This is a genomic window from Bacillus sp. B1-b2 (assembly GCF_009183415.1).
In the GTDB taxonomy this organism is placed as follows: Bacteria; Bacillota; Bacilli; order Bacillales; family Cytobacillaceae; genus Niallia.
The window spans coordinates 23,035-46,383 of record NZ_WEHU01000021.1 but is presented as its reverse complement, the minus strand read 5'-3'; the positions used below and the strand labels follow the sequence as shown (position 1 = coordinate 46,383).

Here is a 23,349-nt window from a genome sequence, read left to right as displayed (position 1 = left end):
ACTGACTTCATCATGAAATACAAAAAATCTAAGTTTCATGGAAGAATCCTTTACTAAACTTATAAAGTGGAAAAATCATTAAGAATAGGAAAACAGGCAAGTAAAAAAGGAAACTATGATATACTAAGAATAAAATTGTAAACGTATACATAATAATGCGAGGAATATAACGAATAGGAGGATGTCATAATGATTACCGAAACTACGTGCAGAATCCTTATAGTTGATGATGAAGTGTTAATAAGACAAGGAATTAAATATTATCTAGATTGGGAAAAAGAAGGCTTCGAAATTATTGGAGAAGCAGCAAATGGAAAAGAAGCACTTGATTTGTTAGAAGACACGCAACCACATATCCTGTTAACAGATATAGTCATGCCAATTATGGATGGAGAAGAACTTACTAGAATAGTAAAAGAACGATATCCAAATATAGAAATTATTATTTTAAGTAGTTTTAGTGAATATGAATATGTACGATCTACTTTTCAGAGTGGAATAGTAGACTATATTCTAAAGCCAAAGTTGAACTCTACCGAGCTACTTCAGGTTTTAAATCAAGCTAAGAAAAGAATACCAAACTTGTATTGGTCAAATGAAACTGTACTTGCAGAATCAAATATAAATAAATTAGTAAATAAACTAATGTCAGGTTATCAAATTTCTCTTGCAGAAAGCGAATATATCCGATTATTTCCTAACGATTCCTTTTATTTATTAGGTGTACATACTGAAAAGGAAGAAAGTGAAATGCTAGTAAAAAAATATATCACTAATCATATGTCGTCCTCTCCTGTATTAACATATTATTCCATATCAGTAGGTAAATATAAACAGCTATATCTGATCAATTTAGAAAAATCAAATGCGCGATTTTTTCAAGAAAGTTTCAAGGGAGCTATCGAAGAAGAAAAACCAAAACAGGCAACCTATATTTTATCAAACTTATATACTGATTTTTTTCAGACAAGTGCTATTTATGTAAAGCAAATAGAAAAGCTATATTCCCTTTCTTTCTACTACCCTGACATTTCACTTGTGCTAGCAGAAAAATGGATAAATAAGGAGTTAGACATAAGTTCATTTAATCAAGAAAGGTTTAATAAGGAGTGGAAAAATAAAAATTTCCAGGTAGCTCTTACTTATTTAAGAAGTTATATGGAAGAGTATTCTACTTGTTATAAGGTAGAAATAACGGAATTTAAGGGTTTTTTCCATAAGCTTCTTTTTGATATAACTGTTATGCTTGAAAATATGGAGTCGAAAGAAAAGGAGATGCTAGAGGAGAGAAGAAATAATTATTTTAATAAAATTGCTTCTGCTTCTTCTGCTAAAGAAACAATTTCCTACTTCTATGAATTTATAGAGGAAATAAAAGACAGCTTATTAATAAAGAGTCCAGTTTCAAACCATATGAAAAGGTTAATTACGTATATCGAAGAACATTATTCACAACCATTGACACTAACAGAGCTCGCTGCTCATTTTCATTTTAATCCATCTTATCTATCTAACTATTTTTCTTCCCATTATAAAGAGAGTTTTATAGAGTTACTGAATAGAGTAAGAATTGAAGAAGCCAGCAAGCTATTAAAAAATAAGGATATCTCGATTGCTGAAATAAGTGGGATAGTGGGGTATGCAGATCAAAGTTATTTTTGCAAAGTATTTAAAAAACGAAAGGGAATGTCTCCAAGCCATTATAGAAGAACGATAAAATAATGGAAGAGGCAGAAGACAATGCAGATGATACCAGAAAGGTTTAGACATAACGAGCTTTTTATTATCATGTTTTTCTTCACTGTAGCCATAGTCATTATTGTGAGCATAAGTATCTCTTATGCAACAATAAGAATGTCTGAGAATTTCTTTATTGAAAAATTCAGTATTACCAATTCTAAGGTAATGAGTCAAATCAGTGATCGACTAGAAAACTATCATTATGCCATTGTCTTATCTTCTAATAACATCATTCAAAGTAGCACCATTAAAAATGTATTAACAGAGCAACAATCTAATCAAGAGAAGATGCAATCATTCTATCGCATGGATCAACAAATGAAATATTGGAAGACTAATTTAGATACATATCAAACAGAAATCGTTCTAGATGGAATAAATGGAGTGAGCTATTCATCTAATCGTACTTACTTTCCAATGAATGATGAAGAGCTTAAGAACAGTATTCTTAGGAAAAATACATTAGATTCACCACGTAAAATCATTTATCAATCCTATCAACTAATAGATAAGGTAACCTTAGAAAATACAAACTATATCATTGCTTCCAAAGCATTGATGGATCCATTACAAAGAAACGTATATGGTTCGATGTATTTTGTCATACTCGAATCGGAATTTAGAAGCTTTTATTCTAATTACACTACTAAGGGAAATAATGTGTACTTCATGGATAAAAATGGAGTCATTTTATCAAGTAATGAGGATGAATATATAGGGAGAAAACAGCAAGAATTCATTCAATATGCAAATGAAATGAATAAATCAAAGGCAGCTTATATGATAGAGACCTTTAAAGGTAAAGATCAAATTGTATTAGCCACTTATTTACCTTCTTTTGATATGTATATTATTAATTTAATCGATAAGAATCAAGCTGTTGGTGATTTACTTGATAAGCGGCAGCTATTTCTTTTAGGATTTGTAATTGTTCTCATTATTTTAGTAATCGCTTTTTATATTTCAAGAAAACTGACCAACCCCCTATCTAGATTAGTAAAAGAAATATCAAGTACGTCTAAAAGTGAGTTTCATCAGTATGTAACGGTAAACGGAATTTATGAAACAAGAGAAATAGCGTATGCTTTTAATACCATGCTAGATGAGTTACATCAATATGTTGATAAATTGATAATCTCACAGAAGCAACAAAGGAATGCCGAATTGGAGGCATTACAGCAACAAATTAATCCTCATTTTTTGTACAATACACTAACGTCTATTAAATTTATTGTGATTCAAGGAGAAAAAAAAGAAGCAGAAGAAGTGATGAATGCTTTTATCTCTTTATTACAGAATACAATTGGTAATGTGAGTGAACTAATTACCGTAGATCAAGAAATTGATATTTTAAAGAATTATGTTTTTATTAATCAAAAGCGATATGGAACTAGAATTACTATTCATTACTTTATTGATCCAAATTGTAAAGAATACTCATTACCTAAATTAATTCTTCAGCCATTTATTGAGAATGCTTTTTTTCATGGATTTAATAAGAAAGAAAGTGGGTTTATTCACATTCTTATCTGGAGAGAGCAGGAGCGGTTAGTGTGTGAAGTAGTAGATAATGGAGATGGTTTTTCCTTAGATCACTCTAAGCATTTACCAACTACTAAACGAAATCAACAGCTTTTTAATGGAATCGGAGTTCGTAATGTGGATGAAAGAGTGAAATTGCTTTTTGGTAAAGAGTATGGAGTAGAAATTTCAAGTGAAATAGGAAAAGGAACAAAAGTAAAAATAACCTTTCCTCTTCCGCAAAATAATAATTAACAAGACTCTAACAAAAGCTCTATTGTTAGAGTTTTTTTATTTCTCCTTTTCTATTTATCAAAAAATAATCCAAATTATCGCTCTTGCTTGAAGAAATGGATAAAAAAAATACAAATTCATATAAAATATCTCCTAACAGAATAGAAAAGGAAAATGCTAAGATAAGTATATGAAAATGATAGCGTTTTCAAACAAAAGGGGGATATACAGATGAAAAAAATTCTTTCTTTTTTAGTAATAAGTGTATTGTTATTAAGTGCATGTTCATCAGGTGCTGGCTCTAGTGAAAGTAAGGAATCGGACAGCAATGAAGTTACGCTCTGGGCATGGGATCCAAATTTCAATATTAAAGCAGCCGAGATGGCTACAGATGCCTATTCAGGAGAAGAGGACGTAAAAGTGAAGGTAGTGGAATATGCTCAAGCTGATATTATTCAAAAACTAAACACAAGCTTAAGCTCAGGATCTACTAAGGGTCTACCTAATATCGTATTAATTGAAGATTATCGAGCACAAGGATTCTTAAAGGCATATCCAGATATGTTCTATGAGTTATCAGATTATATGAATGTAGATGATTTTGCCTCTTATAAAATTGCACCAACAAGCTTAGACGGTAAGAGTTATGGAATTCCATTTGATACAGGAGTAACTGGATTATATATAAGAACTGATTATCTGGAAGAAGCAGGATTCTCCTTGGCAGATTTAGAGGGAATGGATTGGAACAAATATATTGAGATTGGACAGAAAGTAAAAGAGACAACAGGGAAACAAATGATCACACAAGACCCGAAAGATTTAGGTTTAATTCGAATGATGATTCAGTCAGCGGGATCTTGGTATTTAGAAGAAGATGGAGTAACGCCTAATCTTGCTGATAATGAGGCATTAAAAGAAGCATTTAAAACCTATAAAGACATATTAGATGCAGACTTGGTAAAACCAGTATCTGACTGGAGTCAATTTGTAGCAGGGTTTAATAGTGGAGATGTTGCAACAGTGCCAACAGGTAACTGGATTACCCCTTCCATAAAAGCAGAGGCTTCTCAATCTGGGAAATGGGCTGTAGCTAATTTTCCTAAGTTGTCAGGAATTTCTACTTCTGTTAATGCATCTAACTTAGGTGGTAGCTCTTGGTATGTATTGAATATTGATGGGAAAGAAAAATCAGCAGAGTTTTTAGGTAATACATTTGGTTCTAATGTAGACTTCTATCAAGATTTAGTAACAGAAATCGGAGCAATTGGTTCCTATATACCAGCTGCTACTAGTGAAGCATACAAAGAAAGTGATGAATACTTTAATGGACAGTCCATTGTACAGGATTTTGCTAAGTGGACAGAAGAAATTCCACAAATTAACTATGGTTTACACACATATGCTATTGAAGATATTTTAGCCATTGGAATGCAGGATTATATAAAAGGAAAAGATCTTGATGAAGTATTGAATGATGCGCAAAAACAAGCTGAAGAGCAAATTAAGTAAGCTAAAAAAGGAAGAAAAATAGAGAAGTTACTTTGAGAATCAACAAGGTTTATAGAGGCTCTCTATAAAAAAGGGATTCTCAAAGTACTTCTTTCTTTATTTCACAAAGGTTGGAGATGATTACATTGATAGTTACAGAAAAAGAACGAGAATTATCTCGTAACCCAAACCCAAGAAGGGTACGTCCTAAATTAAAGAGCACCATAATCGGATGGTCCTTTATAACAATTGCAGCCATTATGATTATTGTCTTTTACTTTTATCCAATGGTTCAAGCATTTATTCTTTCCTTTCAGTCAGGAACAGGTGTAAACCTTCAATTTGTAGGATTTGAAAATTATACACGTCTTTTTAAAGATCCGACTTTTATTACAACTGTAAAAAACACAGTCATCTATCTCATTATCCAAGTTCCATTAATGATTCTACTTGCTTTAATACTATCTGTATTCTTAAATAATAAAAAGCTCAAATGGAAAGGTTTTTTTCGAACCGCTATTTTTTTACCATGTGTCACGTCTTTAGTTGCTTATTCGGTCATCTTTAAATACTTATTTAGCCAAGACGGAATTATCAATGTCATGTTAATGAAATTAGCATTAATTGGGGAGCCAATTCAGTGGTTAACAGATCCATTTTGGGCAAAAATCACGATTGTCATTGCTATTACATGGAGATGGACTGGATACAATATGATTTTCTATTTATCTGCTTTACAAAATGTGGATGAATCCATATATGAAGCTGCAAGAATAGATGGAGCATCTCCTCTACAACAATTTTTTAAGATTACAATTCCAAGTTTAAAGCCTATCATTCTATTCACTTCAATTACATCAACCATTGGAACACTTCAACTATTTGATGAAGTGGTCAACATTACCCAAGGTGGGCCAGGAAATGCGACAATCACCATTTCTCAGTATATCTATAACTTGTCCTTTAAATATACGCCTGATTTTGGTTATGCAGCAACAGTGTCATACATGATTGTCATTATGATTGTTCTATTCTCTATTATTCAATTTAAAGTGGCAGGTGATAAGAAATGAAATGGACCAAAATAAATCAGGCATTAATATATGTTGTTCTCATTCTAGCAACTTTTATTTCTATCTTTCCTTTTTTATGGATGATTGTTAGTGCTACGAATAAATCGGTGGATGTTACGCAAGGAAGGTTATACCCAGGTTCTCATCTAATAGAGAATGTGAAAAATTTGCTAAATTCAACGGACTTAATTACTGCCCTTTTGAACTCTGCTAAGATTTCGATTATTACAACTGTACTTTCGTTGATAATAGCCTCATTAGCAGGTTATGGATTTGAAATTTATCGTAGTAAAGCAAAAGATGTAGTATTTACTATTTTGTTGCTATCTATGATGATTCCTTTTGCTGCACTAATGGTTCCTTTATTTAAAATGTTTGGTTCTATTTCAGCTTATTTTCCGATAATCGGAATTGATACACTTGCTGCCGTCATTCTTCCAAGTGTCACAACTGCATTCTTGATTTTCTTTTTTCGACAAAGTACAAAGATGTTTCCAAAAGACATATTAGAGGCTGGGAGAATAGATGGATTATCCGAATTAGGTGTCTTTATTCGAATTTATATCCCGACAATGAAAACAACCTATGCAGCTGCGGCGATTATTACGTTTATGGCAAGCTGGAATAACTACCTTTGGCCATTAGTGGTTTTACAATCACCGGAAAATCAAACCATTCCATTGCTTGTTTCCACACTAGGATCCAGTTACTCACCAGATTATGGGTTAATTATGACTGCCATCGTAATAGCTACATTACCTGTTGCTGCCATTTTCTTCTTGCTACAGAAACATTTTGTTGCAGGAATGATGGGCTCTGTTAAGTGAATATACTAAATAGAAAAATATAAGTAGTAGAAAGCTTTAATAAATGAGGAGTGTTATAAAAATGAAACCTATTAAACCTACTATTGATTGGCTAGAAGATCCCAGTGTATTTGCCGTAAATCGTCTTCCTGCTCATTCTGATCATCGATTTTATGAAACTAGAGAAGAAGCAATTACGCAAAAATCAATGAAACTAAAATATTCTTTAAATGGAGAATGGAAATTTCAATATAGTGTTAATGCAAGTGTACGCCCAGTGAATTTTTTTCAAACGGATTTTAGTAGTGATGATTGGGGAGAAATTAATGTACCAGGGCATATGCAATTACAAGGGTATGGTACTCCTCAATATGTAAATACCATGTATCCTTGGGACGGGGTAGAAGCATTAAGACCACCGAACATATCAAAGGAAAATAATCCAGTTGGTAGCTATATCAAGTATTTTTCCTTACCTGAGAATTGGATTGATCAGCCTGTACATATATCCTTTCAAGGAGTGGAGACAGCATTTTATGTTTGGTTAAATGGTGAGTTTATTGGTTACAGTGAGGATTCGTTTACTCCAAGTGAATTTAATCTCACTCCATTTCTTAAAAAAGGAGAAAATAAATTAGCGGTGGAGGTTTTCCAAAGAAGTACTGGTGCTTGGCTAGAGGATCAAGATTTTTGGAGATTTTCAGGTATTTTTAGAGAAGTGTATTTATATGCTCTGCCAAACATGCACGCCACAGATGTGCGAGTTACCACCACTTTAGATGAGTCTTACACACAAGGTACTATATTTGTAGATTTAAAGTTAACGAATACGAAGGGAAAAGGAGTCTTAAATTTAGTTGATCAAGAGGGGAAATCTGTCGCATCAACCACAATGGCTTTACAGGATACTGCAACTTTAAGCATAGAACATCCGTGTTTATGGAGTGCAGAATCACCCTATTTATATTGCCTATATATAGAGTTGTATTCTGAAGAAGGAAGATTAGTAGAGGTAATTCCTCAAAGTATTGGCTTTAGAAAATTCGAAATGATTAATAACGTTATGTGTATTAACGGGAAAAGAATCATCTTTAAGGGAGTAAATCGCCATGAATTTCACCATTGTAAAGGAAGAGCTATTGGCGAGAAAGAGATGAGATGGGATATAGAAACGTTAAAGAGAAATAATATTAATGCCGTACGAACTTCTCATTATCCAAATCAAAGTCTTTGGTATGAGCTTTGTGATGAGTATGGAGTGTATGTGATCGATGAAATGAATTTAGAAACACATGGTTCTTGGCAAAAAATGGGCAAGGTAGATCCATCATGGAATATCCCTGGCAATCATATGGAATGGCTACCCATTGTCAAAGATCGTGCTATCTCTATGTATGAAAGAGATAAAAATCATCCTTCTATTCTAATATGGTCTTGTGGCAATGAATCATATGCTGGTGAAGTAATACTTGCCATTTCCAATTACTTTAGAGAAAATGATTCCTCACGCCTTGTTCATTATGAAGGAGTTTTTCATAACAGAAAATATGATGCTACTAGTGATATGGAAAGTCGTATGTATGCAAAGCCAGCAGATATTGAAAAATATTTACTAGAAAATCCGAAGAAACCGTATATAAGCTGTGAGTATATGCATGCAATGGGAAATTCCTTAGGTGGGATGCACAAATATACAGAATTAGAACAAAAATATGACATGTACCAAGGTGGTTTTATTTGGGATTATATGGATCAAGCAATTGTCCATAACGATCGTTTTGGAAAAGAATACTTAGCATATGGTGGGGATTTTGGAGATAGACCAACAGATTATGAATTTTGTGGGAATGGGATTGTATATGCCAATCGTAAAGTTTCTCCTAAAATGCAAGAAGTCAAATATCTTTATCAGAACTTTATCATCATTCCAGATGAAACAGGAGTAACAATAAAGAATCAAAGTCTCTTTACTAATACAAATCATTATTTCTTAACATATACACTTTTTCATGAAGGAAATAAAAAGGATCAACATACTGTTGAAATTAGTATAGATCCACAACATGAAGGAAGGGTAACATTTGATTTCACAGAGAAAGAATGGGAGGACATAGGAGAATATAGTATAATAGCCTCTTTATATTTAAAGGAAGATACTAGATGGGCTGAAAAAGGACATGAAATAGCCTTCGGACAATATGTTTTTCAGAATGGCGAAATGGATAAGAAGGTAAATGCATCACCTTACCATATTCTGAGAACTGTAGAGGGTGACGTGAATATTGGTGTGTATGGAAGCGGTTTTTCTGCTTTATTCTCTAAACAAGTTGGGTCATTAGTTTCGTTAAAATATGGAGAGGAAGAGATGATTTCAAGTCCTCCTGTACCCTTGTTTTGGAGAGCATCAACAGATAATGATAGGGGATATCAACAAGGTTACACTTCTGGAGCATGGTTTGCTGCAAGTCTTGCAAGAAAATGCACGAAGGTGGAGCTTTTCGAGCAGGAATCTTCTGTTACAGTAGCCTTTACCTACCATTTCTCCATTCATGAATTAGTTACTGTGAAGGTAGAATATCATGTTCAGTCAGATGGAAGTATCATTGTCCGTTCCAAATATAATGGAGCAAGTCAACTACCTGATTTGCCAATCTTTGCTTTAAACTTTAAGGTACCAGCAGAGTATGAGCATTTAGAATGGTATGCAAACGGCCCTGACGAGAATTATGTTGATCGCAATAGTGGAACGAAGCTTGGAATCTTTTCTAATACAGTAAGGGATAATGTAGCCAACTATTTAAGACCACAAGAATCAGGAAATCGTACAGGGGTTAGAAGGTTAAAAGTCATTAATTCTCATGGAAGCGGGATGGAAATACAGTCTACAGATCTACCACTAGAATGTAATGCTTCCCCATATACGGCACTAGAACTAGAATCAGCCAACCATGTATATGAGTTACCAAGCATACATTATACCGTATTAACCATCGCCGCAAAACAGATGGGAGTAGGAGGAGACGATAGCTGGGGAGCACCAGTTCATCAAGAGTACAGAATAGACAGCAGTAAAGAGATAGAGTTTGAATGTAAGATAGTCAGAGTGTAAGAAGATAACGGGGACATACGAATGTATGTCTCTTTACAGACTGCGGGGAAAAACTTTCTATAGACAATTTATGAAAATAGCGATAAACCACCTCGGATTACAATGGAAACGAGAGGCTTTTTTTATGTACTTCACCTATTCAAATATGGAAATAGTAGAAAGTCGAAAGAGCTATCAAATAATGTATGATGCTTCGTATCATTGAGAATTTTCGGATAGACCACCTTTAGAAAAATAGTCGTAGAAATCCTCTTATTTTCGTTACTTTCATGAAAAACAACGGAAATAGACGGAGAATTACGCTTATTTCCTTAGAATACATGAAATCAAAGGCATTTTCTTTACTTAATCGGAAAACTCCGCTTATTAGCAAGGAAATTAACCATATATTTGCCTTTAGTCGGAATTCTTCGCTTATTTTTGTTGATTCCTACAAATTAAATTATTAATATAAGTTTAATTTTTATTTTTATTTTTATTGAAATGTGTTTCAGTGGTGAGGCTGCTATGGAATCTGCGGAAAGCATCGAGCCCCACGGAAAGCGAACCCCTGTAAGGGAAACCATCTCCCATTCAGTAGAGTGTTTAAATATGCTACATTATAATATTCTCTCTCAACTTCAATGAGGGTTTTATCGACAAGCTGGAGACATACGAATGTATGTCTCTTTAGCATATCTATATTCCGATTTTCCATATATTTCGTAGCTTCTTTCTAGCCAAAAGGAGTAAGGAAGAATTTTGTAATAGTAAATTTTTTAAATAAAGAAGGATTATATAAACATGTATGGAATAGTATATTTACTAAAAGATGTATTTTATGTTTATCTTTTATTTACAGTGGGTATAAAATACTAGAAAGCAAAATCAACATAGTGTAAAAAGGTAGAATGTGAAGAATAGTCAGCTTATTTGGGCGCTTTGCTGATTAGGAGCTAGTAGCGCAACCGGCTAACCAAACTATATTGTTTTGTTAGCTTTTTTATTGGAGGGCAAACAATGAATAAAATAACTTCAAGACAATCAATTATAATAAATAATCATGCTGAAAAAGAATGGCGAGACCAATTAAATGAGGAATTTCAAGCTTTATTAATGGATGATTTTTTGTTGAATGTTGGAATTGCAGAGGCTGTCAATAACGCTATTGAACACGGGGGTTTCCCCATTACATTACATTTACACTATGATGAGAAAAAAATAGATTTTAGCATAAAAGACAATGGAAGTGGCTTTAACGTAAAAAAGAAATTAAATGATATTAACAAATATGGCACAAAAAAATTACTAAGTGATATTGCTTTAGAAGAGCGAGGTCGTGGTATTTTAATGATGATGCAGATTTTTCAAAGCGTTCAGTACAATGAAGAAGGAAATGAAGTATATCTATGTAAAGAAAATCAGGTAGCTGTCATATAAAGCTACTCCTATTTTTTGTGATTTTTTCTCCATAAAAAGACACTCATTCTTGATGTCTTCTTATTAAAACTATTTCTCTTCTACCGATATATATTCTAGATATAGCAAAATGTTGGGTTTGTAGGGGGAAAAGTTAGAAATGAAGAAGAAAATAAAAGTTCGCTTTACGATTAAGTTAAAGCTACTAGTTACTTTTATATTACTTGCGATAATACCAGTTATAACGCTAGGTACTATTTCTTATTTTAATGCAATAAAAACAGTGGATACTCAAATTTCTCAGACTGCTGCAGAAAGTATCGAGATATTAGATGATGCCATCACTAATTTAGTTCAACAAAAAGTTGCAGATGCAGAATATTTCGCAGAGATTCTTTCTAAAGAAAATAGTAGTAGTCAGGAAGGTTCTGACTTACGAAAAAGATTAAATGAATATGCAGCATTACATCCAGAAAATCATAGTATATACTTAGGTACAGCCTCTGGTGAGATGATTCAGTATCCCAAAAAGGAATTACCGAGTGGTTATGATCCAAGAGAAAGAGATTGGTATAAAGATGCAATAAATCAATCTGACGTGGTAATATCTGATGCGTATCAATCTTCTTCAGGTGATAACGTAGTAACAATCTCGAAGAAATTAAAGGATGGTTCAGGTGTTATTGGTATTAATGTAAAAATTGATAGTCTCAATACGGTTACTCAAAAAATGACAATAGGCAAAGAGGGCTATGCCATATTATTAGGAAGAGAAAAAGCTTACATTTCACATCCGACAGTTAAGCCAGGCGTGGTTCCCACTGAGCCGTTTATAGAAAAGTTATATGAAAAAGATTCTGGTCAATTTAATTATGACTATGAAGGTGATAGCAAAAAGATGCTTTTCACTACCAATAAATTAACTGATTGGAAAGTTGCTGGTACCATTTTTAATAAAGAAGCGAATGAAGGTGCTTCTTCGATTGTGACAGCTATTGTTATTATTGAGATACTAGCAGTAGTGATAGGAGTATTTGTAGCAATCTTAGTAACGAGATCTATTACAAAGCCTTTAAATTCATTGAAAAACAGTGCAGAAGTGATTAGTAAAGGTGATCTAACAAATGATATTGCAGTGAAAAGTAATAATGAATTAGGGGAGCTAGGTCATGCTTTTAACTCTATGAAAGAGAATTTGCGTGAGTTAATTCTCCAAGTAGATATGAATACAGAACAAGTGGCAGCTTCAGCAGAAGAGCTATCTGCAGCTTCTGAAGAGACTACAACAACTACGGTTTATGTTGGGCAATCCATTCAAGAAATGGCAAATGGTGCTCAATCTCAAATGACTGGTATGAAACAAACAGCTGATGCTATGACGAGTATTGTAGATAAAATGGCTAAAATATCTGTTCATATTGATGAAGTGACGGAAGAAGCGAAGAAAACAGAGGAACATGCTGAGGTGGGTGGAGTATCTGTTCAACAAACAGTTGATCAAATGCAAACAATATCTACTTATGTAAATGAATCTGATGCTATCATCCAAACATTATATAGTCGTTCTAAAGAGATTGATGAAATAATCAATGTAATTAGTGGTATTGCAGAGCAGACCAACTTATTAGCTCTAAATGCAGCTATTGAAGCTGCTAGAGCAGGAGAACAAGGTAAAGGATTTGCAGTAGTTGCAGAAGAGGTAAGACGACTAGCAGAGCAATCCCAACAATCTGCTAAACAAATTACTACGTTAATTCAAGATATTCAAGTGAATACTAAACAATCTGTAGAGAAAATGAGTCAAGCCGCTGGCAGTGTAGAAGCAGGTATTCAAATATCTACAGAGACAATCACTAAATTTGAAGAAATATTAAAAGGGGTTAGAAAAATTGGCCCACAATTAAATGAGGTTACAAACGTTTCAGAATTTGTATCAAAAGAGGTACAGTTGGTTTCTCAAACTACCAATAAATTGGCAGATATTGCAAGAGATAATGCTACTTCCTCAGATAGCATTGCAACAAGTACCCAAGAGCAAATTGCTTCATTAGAAGAAGTTAACCTTTCTGCAAAATCACTAGCTAATATGTCTGAGGAGTTACAAACTCTATTAAGACAATTCTCAGTGTAACGAATAAAGATGATGCTTCGAAAACGGAGGCATCATCTTTTTTTATCATCTTCCGACAGAAGACTCCCATCCTCAAGGAATGTGTAGGGCGTAGCCCAATGAGTAGGTGGGAGATGAATGTCGGTTGGCGGTAGCCAAAACATCCTATCCTATGGTAAAATAGGAACATATATTCTATCCAAGGTGGGTTGAAGTACAATGTTGGTCAATAAAGCCTATAAGTTTCGCATCTATCCAACTAAAAAACAAGAAATTCTGATTGCTAAAACAATCGGCTGCAGTCGATTCGTATTCAACCGGTTCTTAGCCCAATGGAATGATACATATAAAGAAACTGGCAAAGGATTAACCTACAATTCTTGTTCTGCTGAATTAACGCAGTTAAAAAAAGAAGTCATTTGGTTAAAAGAAGTGGACAGCATTGCCCTTCAATCCTCCCTAAAAAACCTGGCGGATTCGTTTGCGAGATTTTTCAAAAAACAGAATCAAGCACCACGTTTCAAATCTAAAAAAAATAACATTCAATCTTACATAACTAAAGAAACAAACAAGAATATTGCCATTATAGATAACAAGGTCAAACTGCCTAAACTTGGTCTTGTTCGCTTTGCTAAAAGCCGAGAAGTAGAGGGCCGCATTTTGAACGCAACTGTTAGGCGAAATCCAAGTGGGAAATACTTTGTATCCATTCTCGCAGAAGTGGAAGTATACCCGTTGGAAAAAACAAATACTTCTGTTGGTGTTGACTTAGGGTTGAAAAACTTTGCCATTCTTTCAACGGGTGAAGTGTTTGGCAATCCAAAATGGTTCCGTACATTAGAAAGAAAACTAGCTGATGCACAGCGTGTTCTTTCTAGACGGCAACAAGCAGCTTTGAAAAGAAAATGTAAATTGGATGAAGCCAAAAACTATCAAAAACAAAAAAAGAAAGTAGCTCGTATTCACGAGAAAATAGCCAATGTAAGAACAGACTACCTGCAGAAAATCTCCACTTATATCATCAAAAACCACGATGTTGTTGGATTAGAGGATTTGCAAGTCTCCAATATGCAAAAGAACCACAAGTTAGCCAAAGCAATCAGTGAAGTATCTTGGTCACAGTTCCGCACAATGCTCGAGTACAAAGCAAAATGGTACGATAAACAAATCATTGTCGTCTCTAAAACCTTTGCAAGTTCTCAATTGTGTTCGTGTTGTGGCTACCAAAATAAAGACGTTAAAAATCTAAATCTTCGTGAGTGGGACTGCCCTTCTTGTGGCACACATCATGATAGAGATCGTAACGCAGGACAAAATCTTAAAAACGAAGCCATGAGAATTCTAACCGTAGGAACTACGGGGATAGCCTAATCAATATTTTCCCGATAGGGTGAAGTTCTTAGGAATCCCCCACTTCAAGCAACTCGTATGAGGTGCTAAGTGGTGGGTAGTTCAAAAAGATAAATAGGTTACTATTAAATGGAAACATGGTAAGGAATACATCATAATTTGCTAGTTAACAAGCATGAAAGGGGAAAATAAAGTTGAAAGATATTTCATATGATTATACTTATGAAGAAGGACAAATAGTAAAAGAAACAGAAAACTGGAAACATGTTCATAATCCAGAAATGCTACTACAGTATGACAGTAACTATATTCAATTTAAGAGTGTCCCCACCATTGAAGGATTCACAGAGGCAGAAGCCTATTTAAGAAGCTTCCATCATCAAAAAGGTCAAGAGCATTTGAAATTTATTTTTCCTGAAAATAACGAGTTACCGAAAAAATTACTAGAAGAATTAGTACTGAAAAAAGATTATGAAGTTGGTTTTACAGAACTATATGCAGTTAATCCTTCTGATTTTCCTGTATTAAGTATAAATCCGGATATTATCATTAAAGAGGTTACAAGTGATAATCTTGAGGATTTCTTACAATTAGAATATAGCCAAGATCTTGAGTATGGAAAATCCTTTGCGGATGGCAAAGTACATATGTATAAACAGAATTTTACTAACTCATCATTCCTTCAATTATTAGCCTATTATAAAGGTCGTCCTGCCGGTGCATTAGAGGTTATTATAGCAGAAAAAACAGTTGAAATTGATGGGATCTTTGTAATAGAGGAATTTCAGAGAAAAGGAATTGCCGCAAGATTACAGAAATATGTAATGGAAAAGTTTCCTGAAAAAGTGGTTATTTTGCTTGCTGATGGAGAAGACACCCCAAAAGAAATGTATAAAAAACAAAACTATGTTCTGAAAGGTTTTCAATACGAGGCACTAAAGGAAAAAATGGAATAGAGGTGTTTAGATAGACCAATCATTATTTTTATAGAAGAAAGGGTGTTATAGTGAAAAATTATCTAGAAGTGAAGGAAGGAAAAAATACCTTTCTCCGCTATGTATCTTCCATTCTTGTAACGATACTATTTGTACTTATCGGTTCTATTGTATATGCAATCATTGAAATAATAAGAGTAGAGTTAGATTCTAGTGACAGTACCTATTTTGATTTAGAATCAGCAACAGTAGTAGGAGGAAATGAAGTCTTAGGGCTACTATTGTCACATATTCCCTATTTATTTGCTCTTGTCGGTTTATGGATAAGTGTACGTTTTATACATAAAAGAAAATTTCGCACATTGGTTACGGCAGAAAAGAGCTGGAATTGGAGAAGAGTATTTTTAGGATTTGCGATTTTTGCTATCTTGTTCCTGCTAACAACAGGTATTGACCTTATTTTCAACTTTGATGATTATCAATGGAATAACGTTTCCCTTCAAGAATATCTTTTCTTAATTTTTGTCGTATTAGTTTTTGTGCCTATACAAACAACAACAGAAGAGTTGATGTTTCGTGGGTTACTATTACAACTAATTGGAAAAATACTAAAAAAACCATTTTGGTTAGCACTTGTGATAGGGATAATTTTTGGTGCCTTACACTTTGCTAATCCTGAAATGAACAAATCTTTTATTCTAGTAGGTCTTGATTATATTGTGGCTGGCTTTGGTCTAACCTACATTGCTGTAAAAACAGGAAGTCTAGAGCTATCCATTGGTGCACATGCTGCAAACAACATGATTATCTGTTTATTATTTACTACAACTGATTCTGTCGCAGGAGAAATTCCTAGTTTGTTTAGAGTGGCAGAAGGAAATCCTTTATTAACCTTAATTTGGTCTATTGTTCTATTTATTGCCTTTTATTTTTGGAGCATGAAGGTGGTTAAGAAAGAATCTATCAGATAGTTAAATAGAAGAAAGATGGAAGGGGCTGCTACTACAGCTCCTCTTCTAATGCATGAAAGATGCAATTCTCTTTTTAGATAGATATACTGAATGGAAAAGAGGTGAATGATTTGGAAAAAATATATTTAAATGAAGTACCTATACTGGTTTCAGAGCTAAAAGAGGAAAAAATAAATGGACTAAATAAGCTTTCTATCGTTTTCCCAGTAACGAGTAAAGAATATCATGATATAACCGTTCTACTTTACAAACAAGAATTTAATGTTTTTATTCCTACCTCCAATATAACCTTTTATGGTAAGATTGTTCAGTTTTACACAACCATTACAGATCTTTATAAAGAAGGAAATATTGGAGAATTTACTTTGAGTTTACTGGAGATAGATGGTGAATAAAAAGGAGGAATCTATTATGAGATTAAGTGTACTGGATCAATCTCCTATTTCAGCAGGTCAAACAGCGAAAGATGCTCTAGATACTTCCTTAACATTAGCTAAACTTGCAGAAGAATTTGGATTTACGAGGTACTGGATTGCAGAACATCATGATTTAAAAGGACTTGCATGCTCTAATCCAGAAGTTATGCTTAGTTATATAGGTGCAAATACGAAGAAAATATCTATTGGCTCAGGTGCTGTATTATTACCGTATTATAAGCCGTACAAAGTGGCAGAGACTTATAATATGCTACAAACATTATTCCCTTCCAGAGTAGATGTTGGGGTAGGAAGAGCTCCAGGTGGACCAGCAGAGGCAAGTAATGCACTTTCTGATCATTATTTACAGCAGGTATGGAAGATACCCGAATCTATTGATGAGTTGCTTCACTTCTTATATCGTGACTTTCCTGTAGAGCATCCATTCGTAAGTTTGACTGCCTCTCCAGTTCCGAATGAGCCGCCATCTGTTTGGTTACTAGGTACTAGTAAAAAAAGTGCAACACTGGCGGCTACGAAGGGACTTTCCTATGTGTTTGGTCATTTTATGAGTGATGCTTTAGGAGCAGAAATTATTCAGGAGTATAGAGATGCTTTTAAGAAAAGTAAAGTTTCCAACAAGCCATATGTTATAGTAGCTGTCTCCGTAATTTGTGCAAAGACAACAGAAGAAGCAGAGAACATTGCCTATTATTCTTTACTTCTTTCATTGCTGAAAAGTGAAGGGGTAGACACGACAAGTTTTTTAACAGCTAAGGATATAGATAGTTACTCCATTACACAGAAACAAAAAGAGAAATTAAAACAGATGAGAAGTAAGATGATTGTTGGTAACCAGAACCAAGTGAAAGAACAGTTAAAGGATATAAGTCAGGAAATGTTAGCGGATGAGTTAATGATCATAACAAATACCTTTTATAAAGATGACAGAATGGAATCCTATAAACTGATTGGTCACTCATGTATGAATGACTAAATGCAATTAAGGGAAACAAACAGTCCCTGAACAATTAATGAATATGCAAAGTTGCTTCTAGTTAATAATAAGCAATAAATGTAAAAAAACTGAAGAGGTCAAGCTTCTTCAGTTTTTTTTTACATAAAATCTCCCACTACCCGAATCTCGCTATCACTAGATAGAATTTTTAAGGGAAAAGTAGTAAAGTGAAAGAGATAGGTTATTTTAAAGAAAACAATTGAAAAAGGAGATTCGATTTTTGAATGTTACATTAACACAAAAAAAGATAATTGATTTATGTGGTATTGTCTCCTATAAGAGGGGAGAAGTTTTTTCTAAGAATAATAAAGTAAGCTTTAATGCTTATTATGATGAGGGTTGTAAAGCTATTGTACATGGATCTGAGGATTTTCATGTGGAAATTAGTATCAAAAATCATACTATTCAAGCTCAATGTACCTGTCCTAAGCTTGCTTCCTTTCAAAAGGATTGCCAGCATATAGCAGCTGTATTAATAGAGTGCTTATATAATAAAAAAAATGGGATGTCACCTCTTTCCAACAAGCAAATGGAAAATCGGTTAACAGACAACTTTATGGAATTGTTTCATTCTAAGCAACCGGCAAGTCCAAAACAACAACAACACTTTGAAAATAGAGAAGTACTTTCTGTGGAATGTCTATTAAAGATAATGGATATAGAGGCTAAACCAAAAATGCTAGGTCTAGAACTAATCGTGTCTAAACAAAAAGTTAACGATATTCGTCTGTTTGTGTCTAAGGTACTAGCTAGTCAAGAGTTTGAATACAGCAATGGGTTTAGATTTAATCCATATTCCCACTGTTTCTCAGAAGAAACGTATAGTCTTTTTAACGAATTAAATAAAATAAATAGTGATGCAGATTTAATGAAGGAGCTTTTCTTGAATAAAGAAGAAATGCAGGCCATTGGATTGCCACCTTCTATGTGGCTACCATTATCCCAAGCTCTTGAGAAAATCCCAACATTCTTTTATGATTCTTCCTCTGATTTAGTAGAATATCGAATAAATGAAGGAATTCTTCCAATCGAATTTATTTTCGCTTCAAATGAAAGAAATAAATATATGTTAAAAATAACGGGCTTGGATGAAATGATCCTTCTACCAGCATATCAGTTGGTATTAAACAAAGGAGAATTTACTTCACTTAATGCTACTGACTTCAATCGGTTAGCAGAATTAAAGAAGATGATGAAGAAGGTTGGAAGCAACCATATTCCCATTGCTCCTGAGCAAGTAGATTTTTTTATGGAAAAGGTTGTACCTAGTTTAAAAAAGCTGGGACATGTATTTTTCAATGAGAATGCTGCAGAACAAGTGAAGAAAATTCCCTTACAAGCTGAACTATACTTAGATCGAGTGAATAATCGATTGCTAGCTAGTTTGGAATTTCACTATAATCATTTGATTATTAATCCTGTTGAACAACAAGAAATTAATGATGATTCATTAGTCTATAGAGATAGGAAGAAAGAACAGGATATTCTTGAATTAATGGAACAAAGCTCTTTTGGCCATACAGAAAGTGGTTATATTCTGTATAATGAAGAGCTAGAGTTTGAATTCCTAACCTATATTCTTCCAAAGCTACAGAAACACGTGAAAGTTTATGCAACAACTGCTATAAGAAACCGTATTTTTAAAGAAAAAACTTGGCCAAGATTTTCAGTGAAGGTTAAAAAGGAACGAACAAATTGGCTAGAATTCACCTTTGAAATGGAAGGTTTTCCAGAGAGAGAAATAAAAGGAATGTTAGATGCATTAGAAGAAAAAAGAAAGTATTATCGCTTACAGGATGGCTCTTTGTTTTCTTTACAATCACGAGAACTGGAAGAAATAAGAAGATTTCTATTATCCCCGGAAATAAAAGATAAAGATGTCGTTAGTGGATTTGAGCTTAGTATATTGGAAAGCTTGTCTATTATAGAAGAAGAGCGACCTCTCTTTCATTTAGAAGATTCTTATAAGAATCTAATGAAGTCATTACGACATCCAGAAGACCTTGAAATAGAGGTTCCAATTGAATTACAAGCTACTTTAAAGGACTATCAAATTACTGGATTTAAGTGGCTTAAAACATTAGCTCACTTTGGTTTTGGTGGAATTCTTGCAGATGATATGGGGTTAGGAAAAACGATTCAAAGTATTGCGTTTATAGCCTCTGAATTAGCTAAGAGTAGTAGTGAGAAGGAGAAGATGCTTATTGTCTGTCCATCTTCTTTAATCTACAATTGGCAAAATGAATTTATGAAGTTTGCACCACATATAGAAACCTTGATTTTAGATGGTAGTGTAAAACAAAGGGAGCAAATGCAAAAGGAATTGGGTGGAATCGATGTTATTATTACGTCATATCCCTTACTTGTTAAAGATATTCGTTGGTATAAACAACAAGTATTTAGGACCATCTTTTTTGATGAAGCACAAACATTTAAAAATCCTTTAACACAAACAGCTAAATCAGTGAAGCAGCTAAAAGCAAAGAATAGATTTGCTTTAACTGGAACACCAATGGAAAATGCCATTGAGGATTTATGGTCTATTTTTCATATTGTCTTTCCTGAATTATTTCACGGGTTAAAGGAATACGCGAACCTTACCAATAAACAAATTGCCAGAAAGATTAAACCTTTTATGCTACGAAGATTGAAGGAAGATGTCTTGCAAGAGTTACCAAGTAAAGTGCAGTGGAGCGATTCCGTCGATTTGTACGCTGAACAAAAGACATTGTATGCAGCTTATTTAGCTAAGTTACGTCACAAGGCATTAAAGCATTTAGATAAAGGAACGCTTAGAAAAAATAAAATTCGTATTCTCGCTGGCTTAACTCGCTTACGTCAAATTTGCTGTCATCCCTCTTTATTTGTAGATAACTATCAAGGTAGATCTGCAAAGCTTGATCAATTAGTAAGACTTGTGGAAGAAGCAAAAAACTCGCAAAGAAGAGTACTGATATTCTCCCAATTTACTAGTATGCTTGGCATAATAGGACATGAATTAACAAAATTAGAAGTTCCTTTTTTCTATTTAGATGGCAGTACCCCTTCTGAGGAGAGAGTGGAATTATGTCACCGATATAACGTTGGAGAGTGTGACTTCTTTTTAATAAGCTTAAAAGCAGGAGGAACTGGCCTTAATTTAATGACTGCTGATACAGTGATTATGTATGATACATGGTGGAATCCTGCTGTTGAAGAGCAAGCAACAGATCGTGCACATAGAATAGGACAGAAAAATGAGGTGCAAGTAATAAAGCTTTTAACTAGAGGGACGATTGAAGAAAAAATGACAGAATTACAGGATAAGAAAAAAAGACTGGTGGATGAAATCATCGATTCAGAAGAGAAAATGATTTCTTCATTGACCGAAGAGGATATTCTTTCACTTTTAAGTTGAAAAAAATCCAGCTTGTTGAAAAAAGATGATGCCAATTAAAATGCCTCCAACTTTTATAACATGAGTGTGTCGAGAACTTGTATAAGTAATCAACTTGCTAAATAAGGTTCTGATTTCCGTTACAGGCGGCTTGAAGCTTCGGCCGAGATCTTCCCTTGGCCTACAGGATATAAAGCTTTTGCAGAATCTATAGGAGTATCACGACTGAAATATACATATTCTGGATAAAAAATACATTTTTCTTTCTAAGTTACTTTTTCATTAAGCTTCAATTAATTACAGCCTATTTTTAGGAATCGTCAAAAATAAGCGGAGAATTCCGACTAAAGGCAAATATACTGTTAATTTCCTTGCTAATAAGCGGATTTTTCCGGTTAAGTAAGGAAAATGCCTCTGATTTTATGTGTTCTAAGGAAATAGGCGTAATTCTCCGTCTATTTCCGTTGTTTTTCATGGAAGTAACGAAAATAAGAGGATTTCTACGACTATTTTTCTAAAAGTGGTCTTTTCCCAATTCTCTACGGTACAGAGCATCATACATTATTTCATAGCTCTTTCGATTTTCTACTTGTCCATATTTGAATAAGTGAAGTGCATAAAAAACTCTCTCGTTTCCATTATGATACGAGAGGGTTTATCTCTATTTTTCACAAATTATCCATAGACAATTTTGTTTTTCAACAGTATGAAAAGTCAGATTCTACACTTATTGTGTAGGATCTGACTTTTCTTCTGTATTCTTTGGTTTCGGAAATCTTTTTGCTTTTTTTGCTGATTCACGAAGCAAATATTCCATATGGCTATTTATGCTGCGGAAATCATCTGCTGCCCATTTCTGCAGTACCTCATAGAGCTCCGGATCAATGCGTAATGGAAAGCTTTTTTTCTTTGTCATTTCTATCACTCATTTAATATAAGCTGCCTGTATTAATTACAGGTGTTGTTGAATTTTCGGAAACAATGGCAACTAGTAAATTATTTACTAATTGTACCTTTCTTTCATCATCTAATTCAATAATTTTATCTTGTTCCAGACGATTAATAGCCATTTGAGCCATTCCAACAGCTCCTTCGACTATTTTTTGGCGTGCAGAAATAATGGCAGATGCTTGTTGACGTTGTAACATGGCTTGGGCAATTTCGGTAGAATAAGCCAAGTGTGTTAATCTTGCTTCTAATACTTCCACACCAGCTAAGTTTAATCTAGCCTGTAGCTCAGCAGTTAATTCATTTGAAATTTCTTCTGCGTTTCCTCGTAAAGTAAGCTCTACATCTTCAAAGGTATCATATGGATATTTAGTAGCAACATGGCGAATGGCCGTTTCGCTTTGGATTTCTACAAACTCCTCGTAGTTATCTACATCAAACTTCGCTTTGGCTGAATCAATCACTTTAAAGACAATCACAGCAGCAATCTCAATTGGATTTCCTTCAATATCATTTACTTTTAAACGTTTACTGTTGAAGTTACGAACTCTAAGAGAAATCGTCTTACGTAAAGTTAATGGTACTGTTAGAAAAAGGCCACTATTTCGAATAGTTCCTAAATATTGTCCGAAGAAAGTTACTACTACTGCTTGATTGGGCTGAATAATGGTAATGCCACTAGCAAGGAGAACAGCGACTAGTAATACTGGAACAGCAATGAAAAGTTGTTCCTGCACTAACATGTAAACACCTAAGGCAAGAGATAAAATAATGAATAATACACCAACAAACCCATTGAAATGAAAAGCATTTCTTTCCTGCAAATCAATCACTCCTTAATAATACATTTTGA

16 protein-coding genes, 1 pseudogene and 1 riboswitch are annotated in these 23,349 nt (G+C 33.9%); of the genes and pseudogenes, 15 read left to right on the top strand and 2 right to left on the bottom strand.

What is annotated here, in order from left to right; genetic code table 11:
• The first annotated feature begins 189 nt into the window (after positions 1–189).
• From F9279_RS18035 to F9279_RS17970, 15 genes and pseudogenes are all read left to right on the top strand, one after another.
• Positions 190–1,722: a response regulator transcription factor gene (locus F9279_RS18035; RefSeq protein WP_152115563.1), complete on the top strand. Its 1,533-nt coding sequence runs from the start codon at positions 190–192 to the stop codon at positions 1,720–1,722.
• 18 nt (positions 1,723–1,740) lie between these two features.
• Positions 1,741–3,516 (top strand): sensor histidine kinase, encoded by a 1,776-nt coding sequence (locus tag F9279_RS18030; protein ID WP_152115561.1) that lies wholly within the window; start codon positions 1,741–1,743, stop codon positions 3,514–3,516.
• Positions 3,517–3,726: 210 nt separating this feature from the next.
• Positions 3,727–5,007 carry an ABC transporter substrate-binding protein gene (locus F9279_RS18025; RefSeq protein WP_152115560.1) on the top strand — a complete coding sequence of 427 codons (1,281 nt, stop codon included), beginning with the start codon at positions 3,727–3,729 and terminating at the stop codon, positions 5,005–5,007.
• Between the two features lie 203 nt (positions 5,008–5,210).
• Positions 5,211–6,059, top strand: a complete 849-nt coding sequence (locus F9279_RS18020; protein WP_413463228.1) for a carbohydrate ABC transporter permease — start codon at positions 5,211–5,213, stop codon at positions 6,057–6,059.
• Positions 6,056–6,886, top strand: coding sequence for a carbohydrate ABC transporter permease (locus tag F9279_RS18015; RefSeq protein ID WP_152115556.1), 831 nt, complete (start codon positions 6,056–6,058; stop codon positions 6,884–6,886). Before F9279_RS18020 ends, F9279_RS18015 begins: the two co-directional genes overlap by 4 nt.
• A gap of 61 nt (positions 6,887–6,947) precedes the next feature.
• On the top strand, positions 6,948–9,974 hold the full coding sequence (locus F9279_RS18010; RefSeq protein ID WP_152115554.1) for a glycoside hydrolase family 2 TIM barrel-domain containing protein: 3,027 nt from the start codon (positions 6,948–6,950) through the stop codon (positions 9,972–9,974).
• 879 nt (positions 9,975–10,853) lie between these two features.
• Positions 10,854–10,936: riboswitch (cyclic di-GMP riboswitch) on the top strand.
• A 37-nt stretch (positions 10,937–10,973) separates the two neighbouring features.
• Positions 10,974–11,393 (top strand): ATP-binding protein, encoded by a 420-nt coding sequence (locus F9279_RS18005; RefSeq protein ID WP_152115552.1) that lies wholly within the window; start codon positions 10,974–10,976, stop codon positions 11,391–11,393.
• Between the two features lie 139 nt (positions 11,394–11,532).
• Positions 11,533–12,564: pseudogene (locus F9279_RS26315) on the top strand (cache and HAMP domain-containing protein); the annotation flags it as partial.
• Positions 12,556–13,503, top strand: coding sequence for a methyl-accepting chemotaxis protein (locus F9279_RS26310; RefSeq protein WP_413463227.1), 948 nt, complete (start codon positions 12,556–12,558; stop codon positions 13,501–13,503). The pseudogene F9279_RS26315 and the gene F9279_RS26310, both read left to right, overlap by 9 nt.
• A 198-nt stretch (positions 13,504–13,701) precedes the next feature.
• Positions 13,702–14,853 carry an IS200/IS605 family element RNA-guided endonuclease TnpB gene (gene tnpB / locus F9279_RS17995; RefSeq protein ID WP_152115548.1) on the top strand — a complete coding sequence of 384 codons (1,152 nt, stop codon included), beginning with the start codon at positions 13,702–13,704 and terminating at the stop codon, positions 14,851–14,853.
• A 173-nt stretch (positions 14,854–15,026) separates the two neighbouring features.
• Positions 15,027–15,788, top strand: a complete 762-nt coding sequence (locus F9279_RS17990; protein ID WP_226793678.1) for a GNAT family N-acetyltransferase — start codon at positions 15,027–15,029, stop codon at positions 15,786–15,788.
• A 50-nt stretch (positions 15,789–15,838) separates the two neighbouring features.
• Complete coding sequence (locus tag F9279_RS17985; protein WP_152115546.1) at positions 15,839–16,738, top strand: CPBP family intramembrane glutamic endopeptidase; 900 nt, start codon at positions 15,839–15,841, stop codon at positions 16,736–16,738.
• Between the two features lie 110 nt (positions 16,739–16,848).
• Positions 16,849–17,133 (top strand): DUF3219 family protein, encoded by a 285-nt coding sequence (locus tag F9279_RS17980; protein ID WP_193224623.1) that lies wholly within the window; start codon positions 16,849–16,851, stop codon positions 17,131–17,133.
• A 16-nt stretch (positions 17,134–17,149) separates the two neighbouring features.
• Positions 17,150–18,151: an LLM class flavin-dependent oxidoreductase gene (locus F9279_RS17975; protein WP_152115542.1), complete on the top strand. Its 1,002-nt coding sequence runs from the start codon at positions 17,150–17,152 to the stop codon at positions 18,149–18,151.
• 241 nt (positions 18,152–18,392) lie between these two features.
• Positions 18,393–21,569 carry a DEAD/DEAH box helicase gene (locus tag F9279_RS17970; protein ID WP_152115540.1) on the top strand — a complete coding sequence of 1,059 codons (3,177 nt, stop codon included), beginning with the start codon at positions 18,393–18,395 and terminating at the stop codon, positions 21,567–21,569.
• Between the two features lie 706 nt (positions 21,570–22,275).
• Here F9279_RS17970 and F9279_RS17965 read toward each other — a convergent pair.
• A complete protein-coding gene (locus F9279_RS17965) occupies positions 22,276–22,464 on the bottom strand; it encodes a toxin-antitoxin system HicB family antitoxin (protein WP_152115538.1) in 189 nt (62 codons plus the stop codon).
• 13 nt (positions 22,465–22,477) lie between these two features.
• Positions 22,478–23,320: an SPFH domain-containing protein gene (locus F9279_RS17960; RefSeq protein ID WP_152115536.1), complete on the bottom strand. Its 843-nt coding sequence runs from the start codon at positions 23,318–23,320 to the stop codon at positions 22,478–22,480.
• Between the last annotated feature and the right edge of the window lie 29 nt (positions 23,321–23,349).